The organism is Rhodovarius lipocyclicus, assembly GCF_009900765.1.
Lineage (GTDB): Bacteria > Pseudomonadota > Alphaproteobacteria > Acetobacterales > Acetobacteraceae > Rhodovarius > Rhodovarius lipocyclicus.
In genome coordinates this window covers 1-14,307 of the sequence record NZ_JAAABL010000011.1, presented here as the reverse complement: position 1 = coordinate 14,307, position 14,307 = coordinate 1, and the positions used below count along the sequence as shown (strand labels likewise).

General features: G+C 71.0%; 11 protein-coding genes. 2 read left to right on the top strand and 9 right to left on the bottom strand.

Features of this window, described 5'->3' with window-relative positions:
• Positions 1–36 precede the first annotated feature (36 nt).
• The 4 genes from GT007_RS10580 to GT007_RS10565 all read right to left on the bottom strand — a co-directional run bounded on the left by GT007_RS10580 (position 37) and on the right by GT007_RS10565 (position 6,676).
• Complete coding sequence (locus GT007_RS10580) at positions 37–318, bottom strand: DUF3253 domain-containing protein (RefSeq protein ID WP_160121578.1); 282 nt, start codon at positions 316–318, stop codon at positions 37–39.
• A complete protein-coding gene (locus tag GT007_RS10575) occupies positions 315–1,277 on the bottom strand; it encodes an NAD(P)/FAD-dependent oxidoreductase (RefSeq protein WP_160121577.1) in 963 nt (320 codons plus the stop codon). Before GT007_RS10575 ends, GT007_RS10580 begins: the two co-directional genes overlap by 4 nt.
• Positions 1,278–1,341: 64 nt before the next feature.
• A complete protein-coding gene (locus GT007_RS10570; RefSeq protein WP_160121576.1) occupies positions 1,342–5,304 on the bottom strand; it encodes an ExeM/NucH family extracellular endonuclease in 3,963 nt (1,320 codons plus the stop codon).
• A gap of 160 nt (positions 5,305–5,464) precedes the next feature.
• Complete coding sequence (locus GT007_RS10565) at positions 5,465–6,676, bottom strand: NADP-dependent isocitrate dehydrogenase (RefSeq protein WP_160121575.1); 1,212 nt, start codon at positions 6,674–6,676, stop codon at positions 5,465–5,467.
• Positions 6,677–7,047: 371 nt separating this feature from the next.
• Here GT007_RS10565 and GT007_RS10560 point away from each other — a divergent pair, with 371 nt between their 5' ends.
• Complete coding sequence (locus GT007_RS10560) at positions 7,048–7,347, top strand: Hpt domain-containing protein (protein ID WP_160121574.1); 300 nt, start codon at positions 7,048–7,050, stop codon at positions 7,345–7,347.
• On the opposite strand, the gene GT007_RS10555 is transcribed toward GT007_RS10560, so the two are convergent.
• From GT007_RS10555 to GT007_RS10545, 3 genes are all read right to left on the bottom strand, one after another.
• Positions 7,344–8,126, bottom strand: coding sequence for a hypothetical protein (locus tag GT007_RS10555; protein WP_160121573.1), 783 nt, complete (start codon positions 8,124–8,126; stop codon positions 7,344–7,346). The genes GT007_RS10560 and GT007_RS10555 overlap by 4 nt on opposite strands.
• A gap of 6 nt (positions 8,127–8,132) precedes the next feature.
• Positions 8,133–9,146, bottom strand: a complete 1,014-nt coding sequence (locus GT007_RS10550) for an NAD(P)/FAD-dependent oxidoreductase (RefSeq protein ID WP_160121572.1) — start codon at positions 9,144–9,146, stop codon at positions 8,133–8,135.
• A gap of 63 nt (positions 9,147–9,209) precedes the next feature.
• A complete protein-coding gene (locus GT007_RS10545; protein WP_160121571.1) occupies positions 9,210–10,589 on the bottom strand; it encodes an L-lactate permease in 1,380 nt (459 codons plus the stop codon).
• Positions 10,590–10,743: 154 nt separating this feature from the next.
• Between GT007_RS10545 and GT007_RS10540 the strand changes: the two genes are divergently transcribed.
• Positions 10,744–11,718 (top strand): tripartite tricarboxylate transporter substrate binding protein, encoded by a 975-nt coding sequence (locus GT007_RS10540; RefSeq protein ID WP_160121570.1) that lies wholly within the window; start codon positions 10,744–10,746, stop codon positions 11,716–11,718.
• Between the two features lie 110 nt (positions 11,719–11,828).
• Here the strand turns inward: GT007_RS10540 and GT007_RS10535 are convergent, their stop codons facing one another.
• Both GT007_RS10535 and GT007_RS10530 read right to left on the bottom strand, forming a co-directional pair.
• Positions 11,829–13,046 carry an MFS transporter gene (locus tag GT007_RS10535; protein ID WP_201451876.1) on the bottom strand — a complete coding sequence of 406 codons (1,218 nt, stop codon included), beginning with the start codon at positions 13,044–13,046 and terminating at the stop codon, positions 11,829–11,831.
• Positions 13,047–13,086: 40 nt separating this feature from the next.
• Entirely contained in the window at positions 13,087–13,935 is an 849-nt protein-coding gene (locus GT007_RS10530) for a LysR substrate-binding domain-containing protein (protein WP_160121568.1), read from the bottom strand.
• Between the last annotated feature and the right edge of the window lie 372 nt (positions 13,936–14,307).

Here is a 14,307-nt window from a genome sequence, read left to right as displayed (position 1 = left end):
GGGCAGCCTATCCCCGGCCACGCCGGACCGCCAGGGTCAGGGTTGCCCCTCACGCGGGAGCGACAGCCGGATCACGCCGCGCACCTGGTCGGGCGGCACGGGCTTGCCCTTGCGCAGGATGGCGATGCGCCCCTGCTCGGCCAGCTTCACGGCGGCCTGGCGCACCGGGGTCATCAGCCGCTGCCAGGTGTCGGGTTCCGCGCGCGGGTTCAGGGCGCGGGCGATGTCGCTGGGGCACAGGCTGCGGCCCGGGGCGAGGGCCGCGGTCTGGCGCAGGATCTCGTCGGTGATGGCTTCAGGGGTGGGGGTCGTGGTCATGACCGCATGGCCTGTGCCAGGGCCTCGCCGGAAAGGAAAGCGGATTCGGCCCGCCCCGCCAGGCAGAAATCCCCCGCGACGCCCAGCTTCAGCCCCGCATCCCACAGGCAGGGCCGGCCCAGCGCCCGCTCCACCAGGGAAAAGCGCCAGCGATGGGCGGCCTGCACCAGGGGCTCCGGCGCGCGCAGCACGGCGCGCAAAGCGGCCGAGACCTGTTCGGGCGAGGATTCCAGATGCTCACGCGACCATTGCGGGGCGGTCTGCACCACCCAGGCCTCCGGCCCTTCGCGGCCGGGCTTGGCGTTGTTGCGCGCGGCCCAGCCGATCGGGCCCAGATCGGGGCGCAGCGTGTCCGGCAGGGGCAGGGGCTCGGCGAAGGCGGCCATCCAGCTCCAGCACGGGGCGTATTCCACCACCTCCAGCGCCTCGGCCAGGTCGGGGGCGGGCACGGCCAGCAGGGCGGCGGATTGCGGCGCGGGGGCGGTCAGCGCCACGGCGTCGAACGGGCCTTCCCAGACGGGTTCCAGCCCCGGTGGAGCGATGGGCCCCTTCACCACGGCCGCGGGCACATGGCCCAGCATCCAGCCCTCCTCCTGGCGGCGCAGGGCGGCGACATGCACGCCGGTCGTCAGGTCCAGCCCCTGGGCCAGGGCGCGCGGCAGGGCGGACATGGCGGGCACCGGCACCAGGCGCGGGCCATCCTCGCCATCCTCCGACCGGGGCCAGGGCTGGCAGCCCTGTTCGGCCAGCAGCCTGCCGAACCCCGCATGCCGCACGCGCAGATACTGCGCGCCGTGGTCGAAGCGGATGGTCTGGCCATCATGCTCCAGCCGCCGGGTGGCCAGCCGGCCCCCGGCCGCGCGGCCCTTGTCGAACAGCCGCACCTGATGGCCCGACGCCGCCAGGGCCCGGGCACAGGCAAGCCCGGCCAGCCCCGCCCCGATAATCGCGATCTTCATGAGGGCGGAGGTGGCCGCGAATCAGCGATTGCGCAACCCCACCGCCCCATCACGGCCCGCCGCGTCAGGCGAAGAGGAAATCCTCCGCCCGCAGGTCGGTCACGCCATAGACGCCCATCTGGCCGAAGGCGGTGTGGATCAGCGTGCCGCCCGCCAGCACCTGCAGCACATCCGGCCCCAGCATGCCGGCGGAGGTCAGCCCCAGCCCGCGCGCGTCGATCCGGTCGCCCTCGATGCGGGAGAAGTCGAACAGCTCATCCGTGCCCGGCCCCGCCACGAAGATGTCCGCGCCCGCGCCGCCCACCAGCTGGTCGTCCCCGGCGCCGCCTTCCAGCACGTCGTTGCCGGCACCGCCGCGCAGCGTGTCCCGGCCCTCGCCGCCCAGCAGCCGGTCGTCGCCCGCCTGGCCCCACAGCGTGTCGTCGCCGCCCGCGCCCATCAGCAGGGAGCCGAGCGTGGCGTTGGCCACGATCTGCTCGCCGCCCGCGCCGCCGGTCACGCCGGTGGCCAGGGCGAACAGGCGCAGCACCTCGATGTTCGGCCCGGCCGTCCAGCCATTCACCGCGACGAAGACCGTGTCCTCGCCGGCGGCCTCCTGCTCCCGTGCCACATCACCGGCGTCCTCGACCAGATAGGTGTCGTCGCCCGCGCCGCCGGCCATCAGGTCGCTGCCGGCGCCGCCCAGCAGCAGGTCCTGGCCGTCATTGCCGAACAGCTCGTCGTCGCCTTCCTCGCCGAACAGCGTGTCGTTGCCGCCGCCGCCCAGGATGCTGTCGTCGCCACCCTTGCCGGCCAGGGTGTTGTCGCCGTCATTGCCCGCCAGGGTGTTGGCCAGGGCATTGCCCACCGCATCCACATGGCCGCCGCCGGAAAAGCCCAGCCGTTGCAGCGTGTCCGCCAGGATGAAGAAGCCATCGGCCGCGTTGCCGGTGTTCACCGTCAGCCCGTCGGAGTGGATGCCCGCATTGCCCAGGTCGCTGGTGGCGGCCTTGCGGATCACCAGCTCGCTGCCCGCGGCCAGGCCCATGCTGGCCTCGGCGATGGTGTGGGCCGAGACCTGGCGCACGCCGCCGGTGAAGGCCTGCACCTCCGCATCCAGCAGCAGGTTCACGATCAGCGGGTCATGGTCCGAATAGCGGTTCGGCAGGCTGGCGTCGAAGATCGCGGTGGGGCGGCCGAAATCGGTGTTGTAGTCGAGCGCGTCGGCCTCGGCCGCGTTCAGGTGCCATTCGTGCACCCCCACCACCAGCCCCGCGAAATCGGCGGTGGACAGGGCATTGTCGAGATACCCCTTCTGCCCGTCGAACACGTAGGAGGAGGCGGTGGCATTGCCGATCCGGCTTTCCACCAGGCTGTCATAGCCCGCGGCGTCCAGGTGCTGGATGGAGCTTTCCATCGCATAGGCGTTGAAATCGCCCATGATCACCACATCCTGGTCGGCCAGGCCGGTCGGATGGGTCTTGAGGAAGGCCTCCAGCGCCTGGGCGGCCAGCAGGCGCTGGTTGGCCCAGTTGCCCGCGCCGTCCAGCGCATCGGCATCCAGCCCCGTGCCGGTGCCGGATTTGGACTTGCTGTGCACGCCCGCCAGGGTGAACACCTCCCCGCCGCCGATCTGCTCGAAGCTGGTCAGCAGCACGGAGCGGCTGGTGTTGGCGCCGTTGAACACGCCCCCCACCGAGGAACGCGACAGGAAATCGGCCGGCAGCAGCCCGGCGGAGATCAGGCCCGGGATGTCCGTGTCGTCCAGCACGGCGGGGGCGGTGCCGGCGGCCACCGCCAGCCTGTCCGTGCGGTACAGGATGGAGACCTTGATCGCGTCCCCGCCCAGGAAGTCCTGGCCCGGGTTCACGAAGGACCAGCGGCCGGGCGTGCCCTGGGCGGCGTTGAATTCGTCCACCAGGGTCTGGATGGCGCTGCCGGGGCCGAAGCCGTCATTCTCCAGCTCATTCACCACGATCGCGTCGGCATCCAGCTGCGCCAGGGCGGTGAACAGCTTGGCCTTCTGGCGGGCCAGCTCCTCGGCCGTGTTGGCGCCGCGCGGCTGGAAGGCATCGCCCGGGCCGGTCATGGCGCCATTGTCCAGCGTGGTGAAGAAGTTCAGCAGGTTGGCGCTGGCTAGGCGGATATCCCCGCCATCCCGCCCCGGGGCCGCCGCGCGCGGCGCGGTATCGATGATCGCGGGGTTGTTCGCGGTCTGCAGCCGGTACTCGTTGAAGCCATAGCCCAGATTGCCCACCAGCCCCTGGAAGCTGTCGCCGATCTGCGGCGCGGCGGCGCTGGTGATCACATTGTCGAACACCCGGATGGCCGAGGGGTTCTGCACATTCAGCCCATCGTCGATCAGCAGGGACCGCGCGCCGAGATCCTGCAGGTATTGGGCATAGCCAGCCGCGTCCGGCGCGTTGGTCTGGGCGTATTGCACCTGCTGGCCGCCCTCGGCCACCCGGATCTCGCCATAGCGGTCCAGGTTGAACATCTCGGTGATGGTCATGGTCTGGGGCAGGCGCACCAGCATGCCCTCGGCGAATTCCAGGTCCGGCAGCACGCGGCCGGCGGCGGTGACGGTGCCCGCCGCGGGCAGGGAGATGTCGAGCGCGAACTGTTCGATCACCTCCGCCTGGGTATAGGCGCCGGCGCGGATGATCTGGATCGCGGTGGTGGAATCCGCCACGCTCAGCTGGGTCTCGTTGAAGTTCTCCCGCACCAGCCCCGTCACGCGGATGATGTCGCCCACCCGCACATCCAGCCTGGGCAGGGCGGAACCATCCGCCTGGTGGATGAAGATGCCCTCGGAGGTCGCGGCATCGGCATCCGCCAGCAGCTCCTGCAGGTAGAAGCCCTGCAGGTCGCGGTTCCCGTCGGCGTCGCCGTTCTGGTAGTCGCCGGTGACCACGCCCTCGATCGTGACGGTGCGGCCCGCCAGCGCGGAGGCCGCCCCGCCGCCCTGCACGTCATGGATGCGCGTGATCTCGAAATCATCGTTGCGCACGGTGGCGGCGGCGCTGGCATTGCCCAGCGCATAGCCCGCGCCGGGGGCGGCGATGGTCAGGGTGAAGCCCTCATCGGCCTCGATGGCCGTGTCGGCCACCACTTGCACCACCACCTGCGCGGCGGTGGCCGCCCCCGAGAGCGCGACGGAAAAGGCGGTGCCGAAGGCGAAATCGGCCACCGGCACGCCATCCACCGTGACGGAGGCGATCTCCGCCGCCGACAACCCGCTGGAGGCGATCACCGCCTGCACGCTGGTGTCGCCCGGGGTGGTTTCGGCGCGGGTGATGGTGAAGGCGAAGGCGGTGGTGCCGGTGTCGCCCTCGGCCTGGTTCAGCGTGGCGGGGCTGAGGGCGATGGCCGGGGCGGAGGCCGCGGGCAGGGTGACGCTGATATTGTCGAAGCCCACCTCGTCCCGGCTGCCGCTGCCGGGGTTGGCGGCGTTGTCGCCGATGGTCCAGCGGATGAAGATGAAGTCGCCCGTGTGCAGGGTGGTGTTCAGCGTCTGCGCCGCGAGATCCACCGCCGTGAAGCCCGCCCCGGCATCCGCCGCGACCGGGGTGGTGAAGCCCAGCGCCGAGACGGCGGTGAAGCTGGCCGGCTGCGCGGCGGCCGGGGCCACGGCATAGGACAGGTCCACCGCGACCGAGCGCCCGGCATTGTTGCGGTACACCCCGTCGTAATCCAGCACGAAGCCGCCGACGGTCTCGGCGCCGGTGTATTGCAGGCGCAGCGTGATGCTGCCCGGGGTGGTGCCGAATTCCGCCCCCGTGGACTGGATGACGAAGGCGGTGCCCAGCGCCGCGAGCCCGGTGGCGGCGGCATAGACCCCCGCGATGGTGGGGTCGCCGCTGAGCACGCCGCGCGCGTAGTCGCCCGTGCTGGTGGCGGTCGCGCCGTAATCCAGCAGGCCCGACGTGTCGCTGAAGCCCTGGATGCGCCAGAAGTCGGAATCGAGCTGGCCGGCGGCGGGGCTGGGCGCGAAGCCCGCACCCGTGAAGCCGGTGAAGGTGAGCGGCGAAGACAGGCTGAACGACATGCTGGCAGGACCCCGGTGAATGGTAGGGCCTGTTAACAAATGCTCATGAAACGCCCATGAGAATGGCGTGACGGGGCCGGGATGTTCTGATGACAACCGGGCACGAAAAAGGGCGGGCGCCTCTCGGCACCCGCCCCTCGTGATGGTCGAAGCGGCTGCTTCAGGCCATCTTCTTCTTCAGGTTCTCGTCCAGCTTGTCGAGGAAGGCCTGGGTGTTCAGGTAGGGCTGCTTCTTGTCGATCAGCAGCGCCAGGTCCTTGGTCATGTCGCCGGCTTCCACCGTCTCCACGCACACGGCTTCCAGGGCGTTGGCGAAATCCACCACATCCTGCGTGCCGTCGAACTTGCCGCGATAGGCCAGGCCGCGCGTCCAGGCGAAGATCGACGCGATCGGGTTGGTCGAGGTCTCGCGGCCCTTCTGGTGCTCACGGTAATGGCGGGTCACAGTGCCGTGGGCGGCCTCGGACTCGACCGTGGAACCATCGGGGGAGAGCAGCACGGAGGTCATCAGGCCGAGCGAGCCGAAGCCCTGCGCCACGATGTCGGACTGCACGTCGCCGTCGTAGTTCTTGCAGGCCCAGACATAGCCGCCTTCCCACTTCAGGGCGCTGGCCACCATGTCGTCGATCAGGCGGTCCTCATAGGTCAGGCCACGCTTCTCGAACTCCGCCTTGAACTCGGCGTCGTAGATGGCGCGGAAGATGTCCTTGAAGCTGCCGTCATAGGCCTTCAGGATGGTGTTCTTGTGGCTGAAGTACACCGAGTAGTTGCGCGACAGGCCATAGTTCAGGCTGGCGCGGGCAAAGCCCTCGATCGAGGCGTTGATGTTGTGCTGCATCATCGCGACGCCGGCGCCCTTGAAGGCGAACTCGCCGATTTCCTGGGCCTCGCCGCCCTCGGGCGTGTAGACCATCTTCACGGTACCGGCACCCGGCACCTTCATCTCCACCGAGCGGTAGATGTCGCCGAAGGCATGGCGGCCGACCACGATCGGCTTGGACCAGTGCGGCACCAGACGGGGCACGTTCTTGCAGATGATCGGCTCACGGAAGATCGTGCCGTCGAGGATGTTGCGGATGGTCCCGTTGGGGGACTTCCACATCTTCTTCAGGCCGAATTCCTTCACCCGCGCCTCGTCCGGGGTGATGGTGGCGCACTTCACGCCCACGCCGTACTTCTTGATGGCCAGGGCGCTGTCCACCGTCACCTGGTCGTCGGTCTGGTCACGGTATTCGATGCCGAGATCGTAATACTTCAGGTCGATGTCCAGGTACGGGAGAATCAGCTTCTCCTTGATGAAGCCCCAGATGATGCGCGTCATCTCATCGCCGTCGAGCTCGACGACCGGGGTCTTGACCTTGATCTTCGCCATTGCGTCTTCCTTGCGCCCGTGCGGGGGCGGCTGCGTATCCCGTAGGCCCGGCCCCGCGCCAAGCCTTCTGAGGTTCCTGGAGCGGGGCGGAACATCGCAGAGCCTCAAGGGTTGGGCAAGCGCCGCCCACCGGGGAATGCGCGCGCGGCGGGGCGGGATGGCGCCGTTTCACCCCCGAAAAACTGAAAATGAATACAATCTTAACGGGAACGCCGTTGCCAGCGGCTGCATCCAGGTACAGACCTCCCGCCATGGTTGTGGGGCATGCCGCTCACGGGAGTGTGTTTTCCCTCCACACGGGGATGTGAGGCAGAACTAGCCGCATGATCGATACCGCATCTCATCGCCAAGGCATGCAAGGGAAGCGCCCCATGGGGACGGCCCCGGCCGCTTTCGCCATTCCGCCCTCGGTGGCGCGGCTGTGCGGTGAGGAATTGCTGGCCCGCGCGCCCCAGCTGCGCGCCGCCATCGCCCTGCGCCAGCGCGAACTGGCACGTGAGCACGCCCATGCGCTGAAGGGCATGGCCGCGAATTTCGGCCTGAAGCCCCTGGCGGCCGCCCTGGCCGGGCTGGAGAACGCGGCGAAGCAGTCCAACGCGCCGCTGGAAGCCCCGATGCAGGTGGTCGAGCAGGAAATTCCCCCGGCGCTGGCCGCGCTGGGGATGGCCTAACCGGGCCGGCGCAGGCGGCGCAGCAGCAGCACGCCCGCGCCCCAGCACAAGTTCGCCAGCACCCCCAGCCCCAGCGCCGGCAGGGTGCCCATCGGGCCCGCCAGCCCGGCCAGCACCGCCATGAAGGCCACGAAGCCCAGCATACCCCGGGTGGCCCCGGCCAGCAGCCTGGCGGTGCCCACCGCGCCCATGCGCGGCACGGTGGCGACGGTCAGCGCCGTCAGCGCCACCGGGAACATGGTGCCCAGCCCCGTCAGCAGCGCGCCCAAATGCCCCGCCAGCGACACCACGCTGGCCACCATCAGCCCCAGCAGGCTGGCGCGCAGCGGCAATTCCCACCAGCGCGCCGGGCGCAGCGCCACGGGCGGGCCCTCGGCCAGGGCGGGCGCGGTGCCCCGGATCGCCAGCCCATAGGCCAGCGCGTTCAGCCCCAGCGCCAGGCCATAGCCCGGGGCCAGCCACAGCAGCAGCGCCGCCAGCCCCGCCCAGGCCGGGATGGCCAGCGCCATGCCGCGCAGCAGCCCCAGCCGGGGCAGCCCGCGCACCAGCAGGAACAGATACAGCGCGGTCGCCACATTGCTGGCCAGCGCCGCCTGGGCCACGCCCGCCACGAAGGCCGGCGGGTGCTCCAGCGCCAGCAGCGCGAAGGCGGGCCCGGCGGAGACCGGCAGCGTGGCGATCAGCCCGCCCCAGACCGGCCCCATGCGCCCCGCCGCCACGGCCGCCACCGCCACGATGCCGCCGGTCAGCAGCGCCTTCAGCAGCAGCGCGGCGAGCATGGCGGCCTAGCCGCCGACGCCCTTGCTCGTGCTGTATTCGAAATGCAGCGCCTGGCCGGGGAACACGCGCGGGTGGATGGCATGGGCCGCCATCGCGCCCTCCGAGAAGCCCTGCAGGATCAGCTTCAGCTTGCCCGGATAGGTCGCCACATCGCCGATCGCATACACGCCGGGCAAAGAGGTCTCGCAGGTCGCGGCTTCCACCGCGATGTGGCTGCGCTCCAGCCCCAGCCCCCATTCGGCGACGGGGCCGAGCTCGGTGGACAGGCCGAAGAAGGCCAGCAGGTGGTCGGCCTCCACGCGGCGGATCTCGCCCTTCAGCGTGGCCAGGGTCACGGCTTCCAGGCGGCCGTTCTCGCCTTCGAGGCCATGCAGCTGATAGGGGATGGCCAGCTCGATCTCGCCGCGGGCCGCGGCTTCCTCCAGCTGGGCGGCGGTTTCGGGGGCGGCGCGGAATTTCGGGCGGCGGTGCACCACCACCACCTGGGCGGCCACGTCCTTCAGGCTCAGCGCCCAGTCCACCGCGCTGTCGCCGCCGCCGGCGATGACGATGCGCTTACCGCGGAATTCCTCGCGCCGGGCCACCATGTAGCGCACGGAACCCGTGGCCTCGAATTCCGGCAAGCGTTCCAGCGGCGGGCGGTTGGGGCCGAAGGCGCCGGCGCCGGCCGCGATGATGACCGCCTTGGCCCGCACCGTGTTGCCGGCGCTGGTGCCCAGCACGAAGCCCTCGCCCTCCGGCGCCAGGGTCTCGACCCGCTGGGCCAGCAGCTCCACCGGCTTGAAGGGGGCGGCCTGGGCCTTGAGGTTCTCGATCAGATCGCCCGCCTGCACGGCCGGAAAGCCCGGCACGTCATAGATGGGCTTTTCTGGATACAGTGCACTGCACTGGCCGCCGACAGCCTCGAGCGTGTCGATCAAGGCGGTGCGCATCTTGAGCATGCCGCACTCGAACACCGCGAACAGCCCGGCCGGGCCCGCCCCGATGATGGCGACATCCGTTTCGACGATCTGGGTCATGGGGGCATGACGTGCCCCAGATGGCGCGCGCCGTAAAGCGGGCGGGATACTGAATCCGGCGCCCTACCCCAGCAGCAGCATCAGCGTGCCCGCCGCCAGCAGCGCCGCCATGCTGGGCAGCAGCAGCCGCCACACCGGCCCGGGCCGGGTGCCATCGGCCAGCAGCCCGCACAGCATGGCCAGCCCCGCCGCACTCATCCCCGCCCCGCCGCCGCCGGCGAAGCTCTGCAACCCCGCGACCAGCGCGGGCGGCATGCCGAAGGCCGCCCCCAGCGCCGCCTGCACCGGCATCAGCGCGGCGTTGCTGCCCACATTGCTGCCGGTGATGATGCCCGACAGCAGCGCCATGGGCGTGATGGCGAAGGGCGCGGCCTGCCCCAGCCCGCTGGCCAGGGCCTGGGCCAGCTCGGCCGCCACCCCGCCCCCGGCCAGCCAGCGGCCCAGGATCACATACAGCAGCATGGCCAGCGCCGGCCGGCGGGCCCGGGCCAGCGCGCCCACCCCTTGGGCGAGCCGCCCGCGCGCCAGCAGCAGCCCGCCCGCCACCAGGGCCAGCACCACGGCCACATGGGTCAGCGGAAAGCCCGGATAGGCCGCGAAGGGGTGCCAGGCCGGCGCGTCCTGCACCAGCCGCGCACCCAGCAGCGCCGCCACCAGCAGCAGATAGGGCGCGGCCAGCCGCAGCGCCGCCCCCAGCCGGGCGGGCGGCCCCGCGCGCCACAGGGCGGGAATGGCCGTCAGCCCGGTGGCGACCACGCCCGCGATCTCATACGGCAGCACCCAGTTGGCCAGCAGCAACAGGCCCAGCATCAGGGTCATCAGCGCGGATTGGGCCAGCCTCTCCCGCAGGTCCGGCGGGGCGCCGGCCAGGGATTGCAGGTGCCAGATCAGCGGCAGGTTCAGCAGCATCCACAGCACGGTGGGCAGGGCCGCGACCTGCGCCGTGGCCTGGGCCGGCACCCCCGCCAGCGCGCTGCCCAGCGCGGTGCCAGGCCCCAGCCCGCCCCAGGGCACCAGCGTCAGCGACTGCACGGCCAGCGCCGCCGCCACCGCGCCCCGCACCCCCATCGCCCGCAGCGAGGACAGCGCGAACACCGCCCCCACCGCGAAACCCGTGACGCATTCCAGGAAGGCCCCCAGCGGCACCACGGCGGCGAAGATGCGCGCGGGGTCGGGGGTGTGGCGCTCCTCGGTGCCCGGCGCGGCGGCGACGGCGGCATGGAAGGCGAGCCCGCCCGCCACGATCGCCATCGGCGCGATGGCCAGGAAGCCGCCCAGCACCGTCTCCTCCAGCAGCAGGGCCGGCAGGCCCGCGCCATGCTTCAGCGCCAGCGCCGGCAGGCTGGCGGCCAGGGCCAGCAGGCAAGCCATCACCGGGTTGGCGCGCCCGGTGGCCAGTAGCCCCAGCAGCAACAGCAATGGCAGGGCTTCGAGAAGGATCATTACCCCGCACCATGCAATGGCCCCGGGGCGGGCGCACCCCGCCGCCGCCGCATGGCGCGGATGCGCCGCGATTCTGGCTTGCTCCGCCGGCCCATGACCAGGAAACTACCCCCAAGCGCGCGGAGCAACCGCGCGCATCGAGGAGGAAACGAGCATGTCCCCATTCATGGGGCGCCGTGCGCTGCTGGCGCTTGCCGGCACGTCGGCGCTGGCCACCCCCGCATTGGCGCAACCGGGCTTTCCCAACCGCTCCATCCGCATGATCGTGCCATGGCCCGCCGGCGGGTCCTCCGACGGGCAGATGCGCTCGCTGGCCGATGTCGCCTCCCGCATCCTGGGGCAGACGGTGGTGATCGAGAACCGGGGCGGGGTCAGCGGCACGCTGGGCGCGCAGATGATGGCGGCGGAGCCGCGCGGCGACGGCTATCTGGTGGGCCAACTGCCCATCACCGCCTTCCGCCTGCCGGTGATGACCAGCCGCCCGACCTGGGATGTGACGAAGGACTTCACCTATATCATCCACCTGACCGGCTATCTGTTCGGGGTGGTGGTGAAGGCCGACGCGCCCTGGCGGACGTGGCAGGAATTCCTGGCCCATGCCAAGGCGAACCCGGGCCGGGTGTCCTATGGCTCGCCGGGGGTGGGCACCACGCTGCACATCACCATGGAACGCATCGCGGCCGAGCAGGGCATCGAGTTCCTGCATGTGCCGTTCCGCGGTGGCTCGGACAACGCGCAGGCGCTGCTGAGCGGGCAGACCAGCGCCATGGCCGACAGCACCAGCTGGGGCCCGCTGGTGGATGCCGGGCAGTTCCGGCTGCTGTGCACCTGGGGCGCCGAGCGCGCCGCGCGCTATCCGGATGCGCCGACCTTGAGGGAGACGGGGACGGACATCGTCTCCACCTCTCCCTATGGGCTGGCGGGGCCCAAGGGAATGGACCCGGGCGTGGTGCGGGTGCTGCACGATGCCTTCAAGACCGCGCTGTACGACCCCGCCCATGTGGCGACGCTGAACCGCTTCGACATGCCGCTGATCTACATGAACAGCGACGACTACCGCACGGCGGCGCTGCGCACGATGGAGGAGGAGGCGGCGGTGATCCGCCGGCTTGGCCTGCGCATGAGTTGATGCCCTCAGACGCCGGGCGCGAACCTCCGGTTCGCTTGGCTTCGCCGGACTGCCGGCGGGCCGCGTTCGCGGCCTTGGCCATCAGCCATCGCCGGGTGCCGTCGGCATGATCACGCCACCCGTGCCCGGGGCCTGCCTGGCCAGGCCCCGGAAAACCCGATCTGCGCCAGCCCGGCGCACAGCCCCATGCCCACGCCCAGCTGCACCGCCAGCGTGTAGTCGCCCAGCCAGTCGAACAGCAGCCCGCCGCCGAACGCGCCCAAGAAGCTGCCGATCTGGTGCGACATGAAGGCCACGCCCTGCAGCATGGGCTGCCAGCGCAGGCCATACATCTCGCCCACCGCGCCCGCCATCAGCGGGGCCACGCCCAGCCACAGGAAGCCCATCATCGCCGCGAAGACCAGGGTGGAGGCGGGGCTGGGTGGGGTGGCGAAATACCACAGCAGCGTCAGCGAGCGCGCCGTATAGATACAGCCCAGCAGCAGCGGCTTGGACGCCCGCTGCCCCGCCCAGCCCGCCGCCAGGCTGCCCAACACGTTGAAGGCGCCGATGGTGGCCAGCGCCTGCGCGCCCAGCATCGGGTCCAGGCCGCACAGCGTCAGATAGCTGGGCAGATGCGTCGTCAGGAACACCAGCTGCAGGCCGCAGACGGAATAGGCGAAGACCATGACCATGTAGCGCGGGCTGCGCAGGGCCTGGGCCATCACGGCGCGGCCGTTCTGCTCCGCCCCGCGCTGGGGGGTGGGCAGCGCCACGCGGTCCACCCGCGCGGCCAGGAAGGCCGAGGGGATCATCAGCGCCGCCAGCGCCGCGAACCCCCACACGCCCGCCCGCCAGCCATAGCCCTGCAACAGCGCCTGCCCGATGGGGGCGGCGATCATCGCCCCCATCGACCCCGCGGCCGAGACCACCCCCAGCACCGTGCTGCGCACCGCCAGCGGCACGGGGCGTGAGGCCACGGCCATCGCCATGGCCGAGGCCGTGCCCGCCAGCGACAGCCCCATCAGAATGCCCGCCCCCAGCATCACGCCCAATTGCCCCTGGGCCAGCGCGAAGCAGGCCATGCCCAGCACATACAGCCCCGCCGTGCCCACCAGGATCGGCCGGAAGCCGATGCGCGGCACCAGCGCGCCCACCACCGGCTGCCCCAGCCCCCAGGCCAGGTTCTGCATCGCGATGGCCAGCGTGAAGTCGGAAACGGAAATACCCAGCTCCCGCGTCACCTCGGGCATGAACAGCCCGATGGATTGGCGCAGCCCCATGGCGATGGACAGGGTGATGGCGGTGCCGGCCAGTATGAGTCTGGCTTGCGGTTCTATCTTGGACATGCCCCGCATGCTGCGGATGCGAAGGGCCGCTGTCCAGCGCTCAAGCCATGCCCGCTTCGGCCAGCGCCCATGCGGTGAAGGCGGCGATCGCGGGCTCCCGCGCGCGGGCGGAGGGCACGGCCAGCACGAAGGCATGGCGGGACAGCCGGGCCTGGGCGAAAGGCGCCACCAACCGGTCGGCCGCGAGATCCTCGGCCAGCAGGGCGCGGATGCCCATGGCCAGGCCCAGCCCCTGGGCGGCGGCCTCGGCGGCCAGGGTGATGCTCTCGAACACCGGGCCCGCCAGCGCGTCCACCCCCGTTACCCCGGCCTCCGCCAGCCAGCGCGGCCAGTCCCGCGGGCGGGGGCGGGCGTGCAGCAGCCGGGCGCGCGGCCATTCCGGCACCGGCCCCGGCGCGCAGACGGGCGTGGTCTCGATGGGCAGCAGCCGGTGCAGGGTGTGGCCGGGCCACTGCGTGCGGTCCGTCACCAATATCGTGGCGTCGAAACGCTCCGGCCGCAGGTCGGCGGGGGCGTGGGTGGTGGTCAGGGCCAGTTCCACATCCGGATGCGCATCGGCGAAGCGCGCCCAGCGCGGGATCAGCCATTTCTGCGCGAAAGCCGAATAGGCCCCGATGGACAGCCGCCGATGACCGGCCCGCACCGCCTCCAGCCCCGCGCGGATGGCGGAAAGCCCGCGCCCCGTGGCCTCGGCCAGCAGGGCGCCGGCGGGGGTGGGGTGCAGGCCGTCGGGGCGGCGGTCCAGCAGGGAAGCACCCAGGGCGGCCTCCAGCTCCTTCACCTGGCGGCTGACGGCGCCGGGGGTGACGGACAATTCCTCGGCCGCGCGGGTGATGGAGCGGTGGCGGGCGGCGGCCTCGAAGGCGCGGAGGGCGTTGAGGGACGGCATGGCGTGTTGAGGATAGCACAGGTGAATTGGGGAGGGCGCCGCCCTCCCCAAACCCCGCCCGCCGGGGACACGCGTGTCCCCGGACCCCAGCAAGGCGCCGCTCTGCGACGCCCTCAGCGGCACTCGTTTTTTTGTTTATATTATTGATATATATATCAAATAATTCAGGAAGCCGAAAACTTCAAAAAAGAAAAGAATGGGGGCTCCGGGGGAAATTCCTTTCCCCCCGAGCGGGGGTCCGGGGGGGTACAAACCGGCTAGGTTGGTGACAGTTTGGACCGGCGACCTGGGTGACAGTCTTTGTTATCGACTGGGAGGACCGGTCGATGCCCTGGACGGAGATATCCACGATGGATGCGCGGCTGTGCTTTG

Coding starts and splice junctions, on each gene's coding strand:
- GT007_RS10580 (WP_160121578.1), bottom strand. CDS start 318: ATGACCACGACCCCCACCCCTGAAGCCATCACCGACGAGATCCTGCGC.
- GT007_RS10575 (WP_160121577.1), bottom strand. CDS start 1,277: ATGAAGATCGCGATTATCGGGGCGGGGCTGGCCGGGCTTGCCTGTGCC.
- GT007_RS10570 (WP_160121576.1), bottom strand. CDS start 5,304: ATGTCGTTCAGCCTGTCTTCGCCGCTCACCTTCACCGGCTTCACGGGT.
- GT007_RS10565 (WP_160121575.1), bottom strand. CDS start 6,676: ATGGCGAAGATCAAGGTCAAGACCCCGGTCGTCGAGCTCGACGGCGAT.
- GT007_RS10560 (WP_160121574.1), top strand. CDS start 7,048: ATGGGGACGGCCCCGGCCGCTTTCGCCATTCCGCCCTCGGTGGCGCGG.
- GT007_RS10555 (WP_160121573.1), bottom strand. CDS start 8,126: ATGCTCGCCGCGCTGCTGCTGAAGGCGCTGCTGACCGGCGGCATCGTG.
- GT007_RS10550 (WP_160121572.1), bottom strand. CDS start 9,146: ATGACCCAGATCGTCGAAACGGATGTCGCCATCATCGGGGCGGGCCCG.
- GT007_RS10545 (WP_160121571.1), bottom strand. CDS start 10,589: ATGATCCTTCTCGAAGCCCTGCCATTGCTGTTGCTGCTGGGGCTACTG.
- GT007_RS10540 (WP_160121570.1), top strand. CDS start 10,744: ATGTCCCCATTCATGGGGCGCCGTGCGCTGCTGGCGCTTGCCGGCACG.
- GT007_RS10535 (WP_201451876.1), bottom strand. CDS start 13,046: ATGTCCAAGATAGAACCGCAAGCCAGACTCATACTGGCCGGCACCGCC.
- GT007_RS10530 (WP_160121568.1), bottom strand. CDS start 13,935: ATGCCGTCCCTCAACGCCCTCCGCGCCTTCGAGGCCGCCGCCCGCCAC.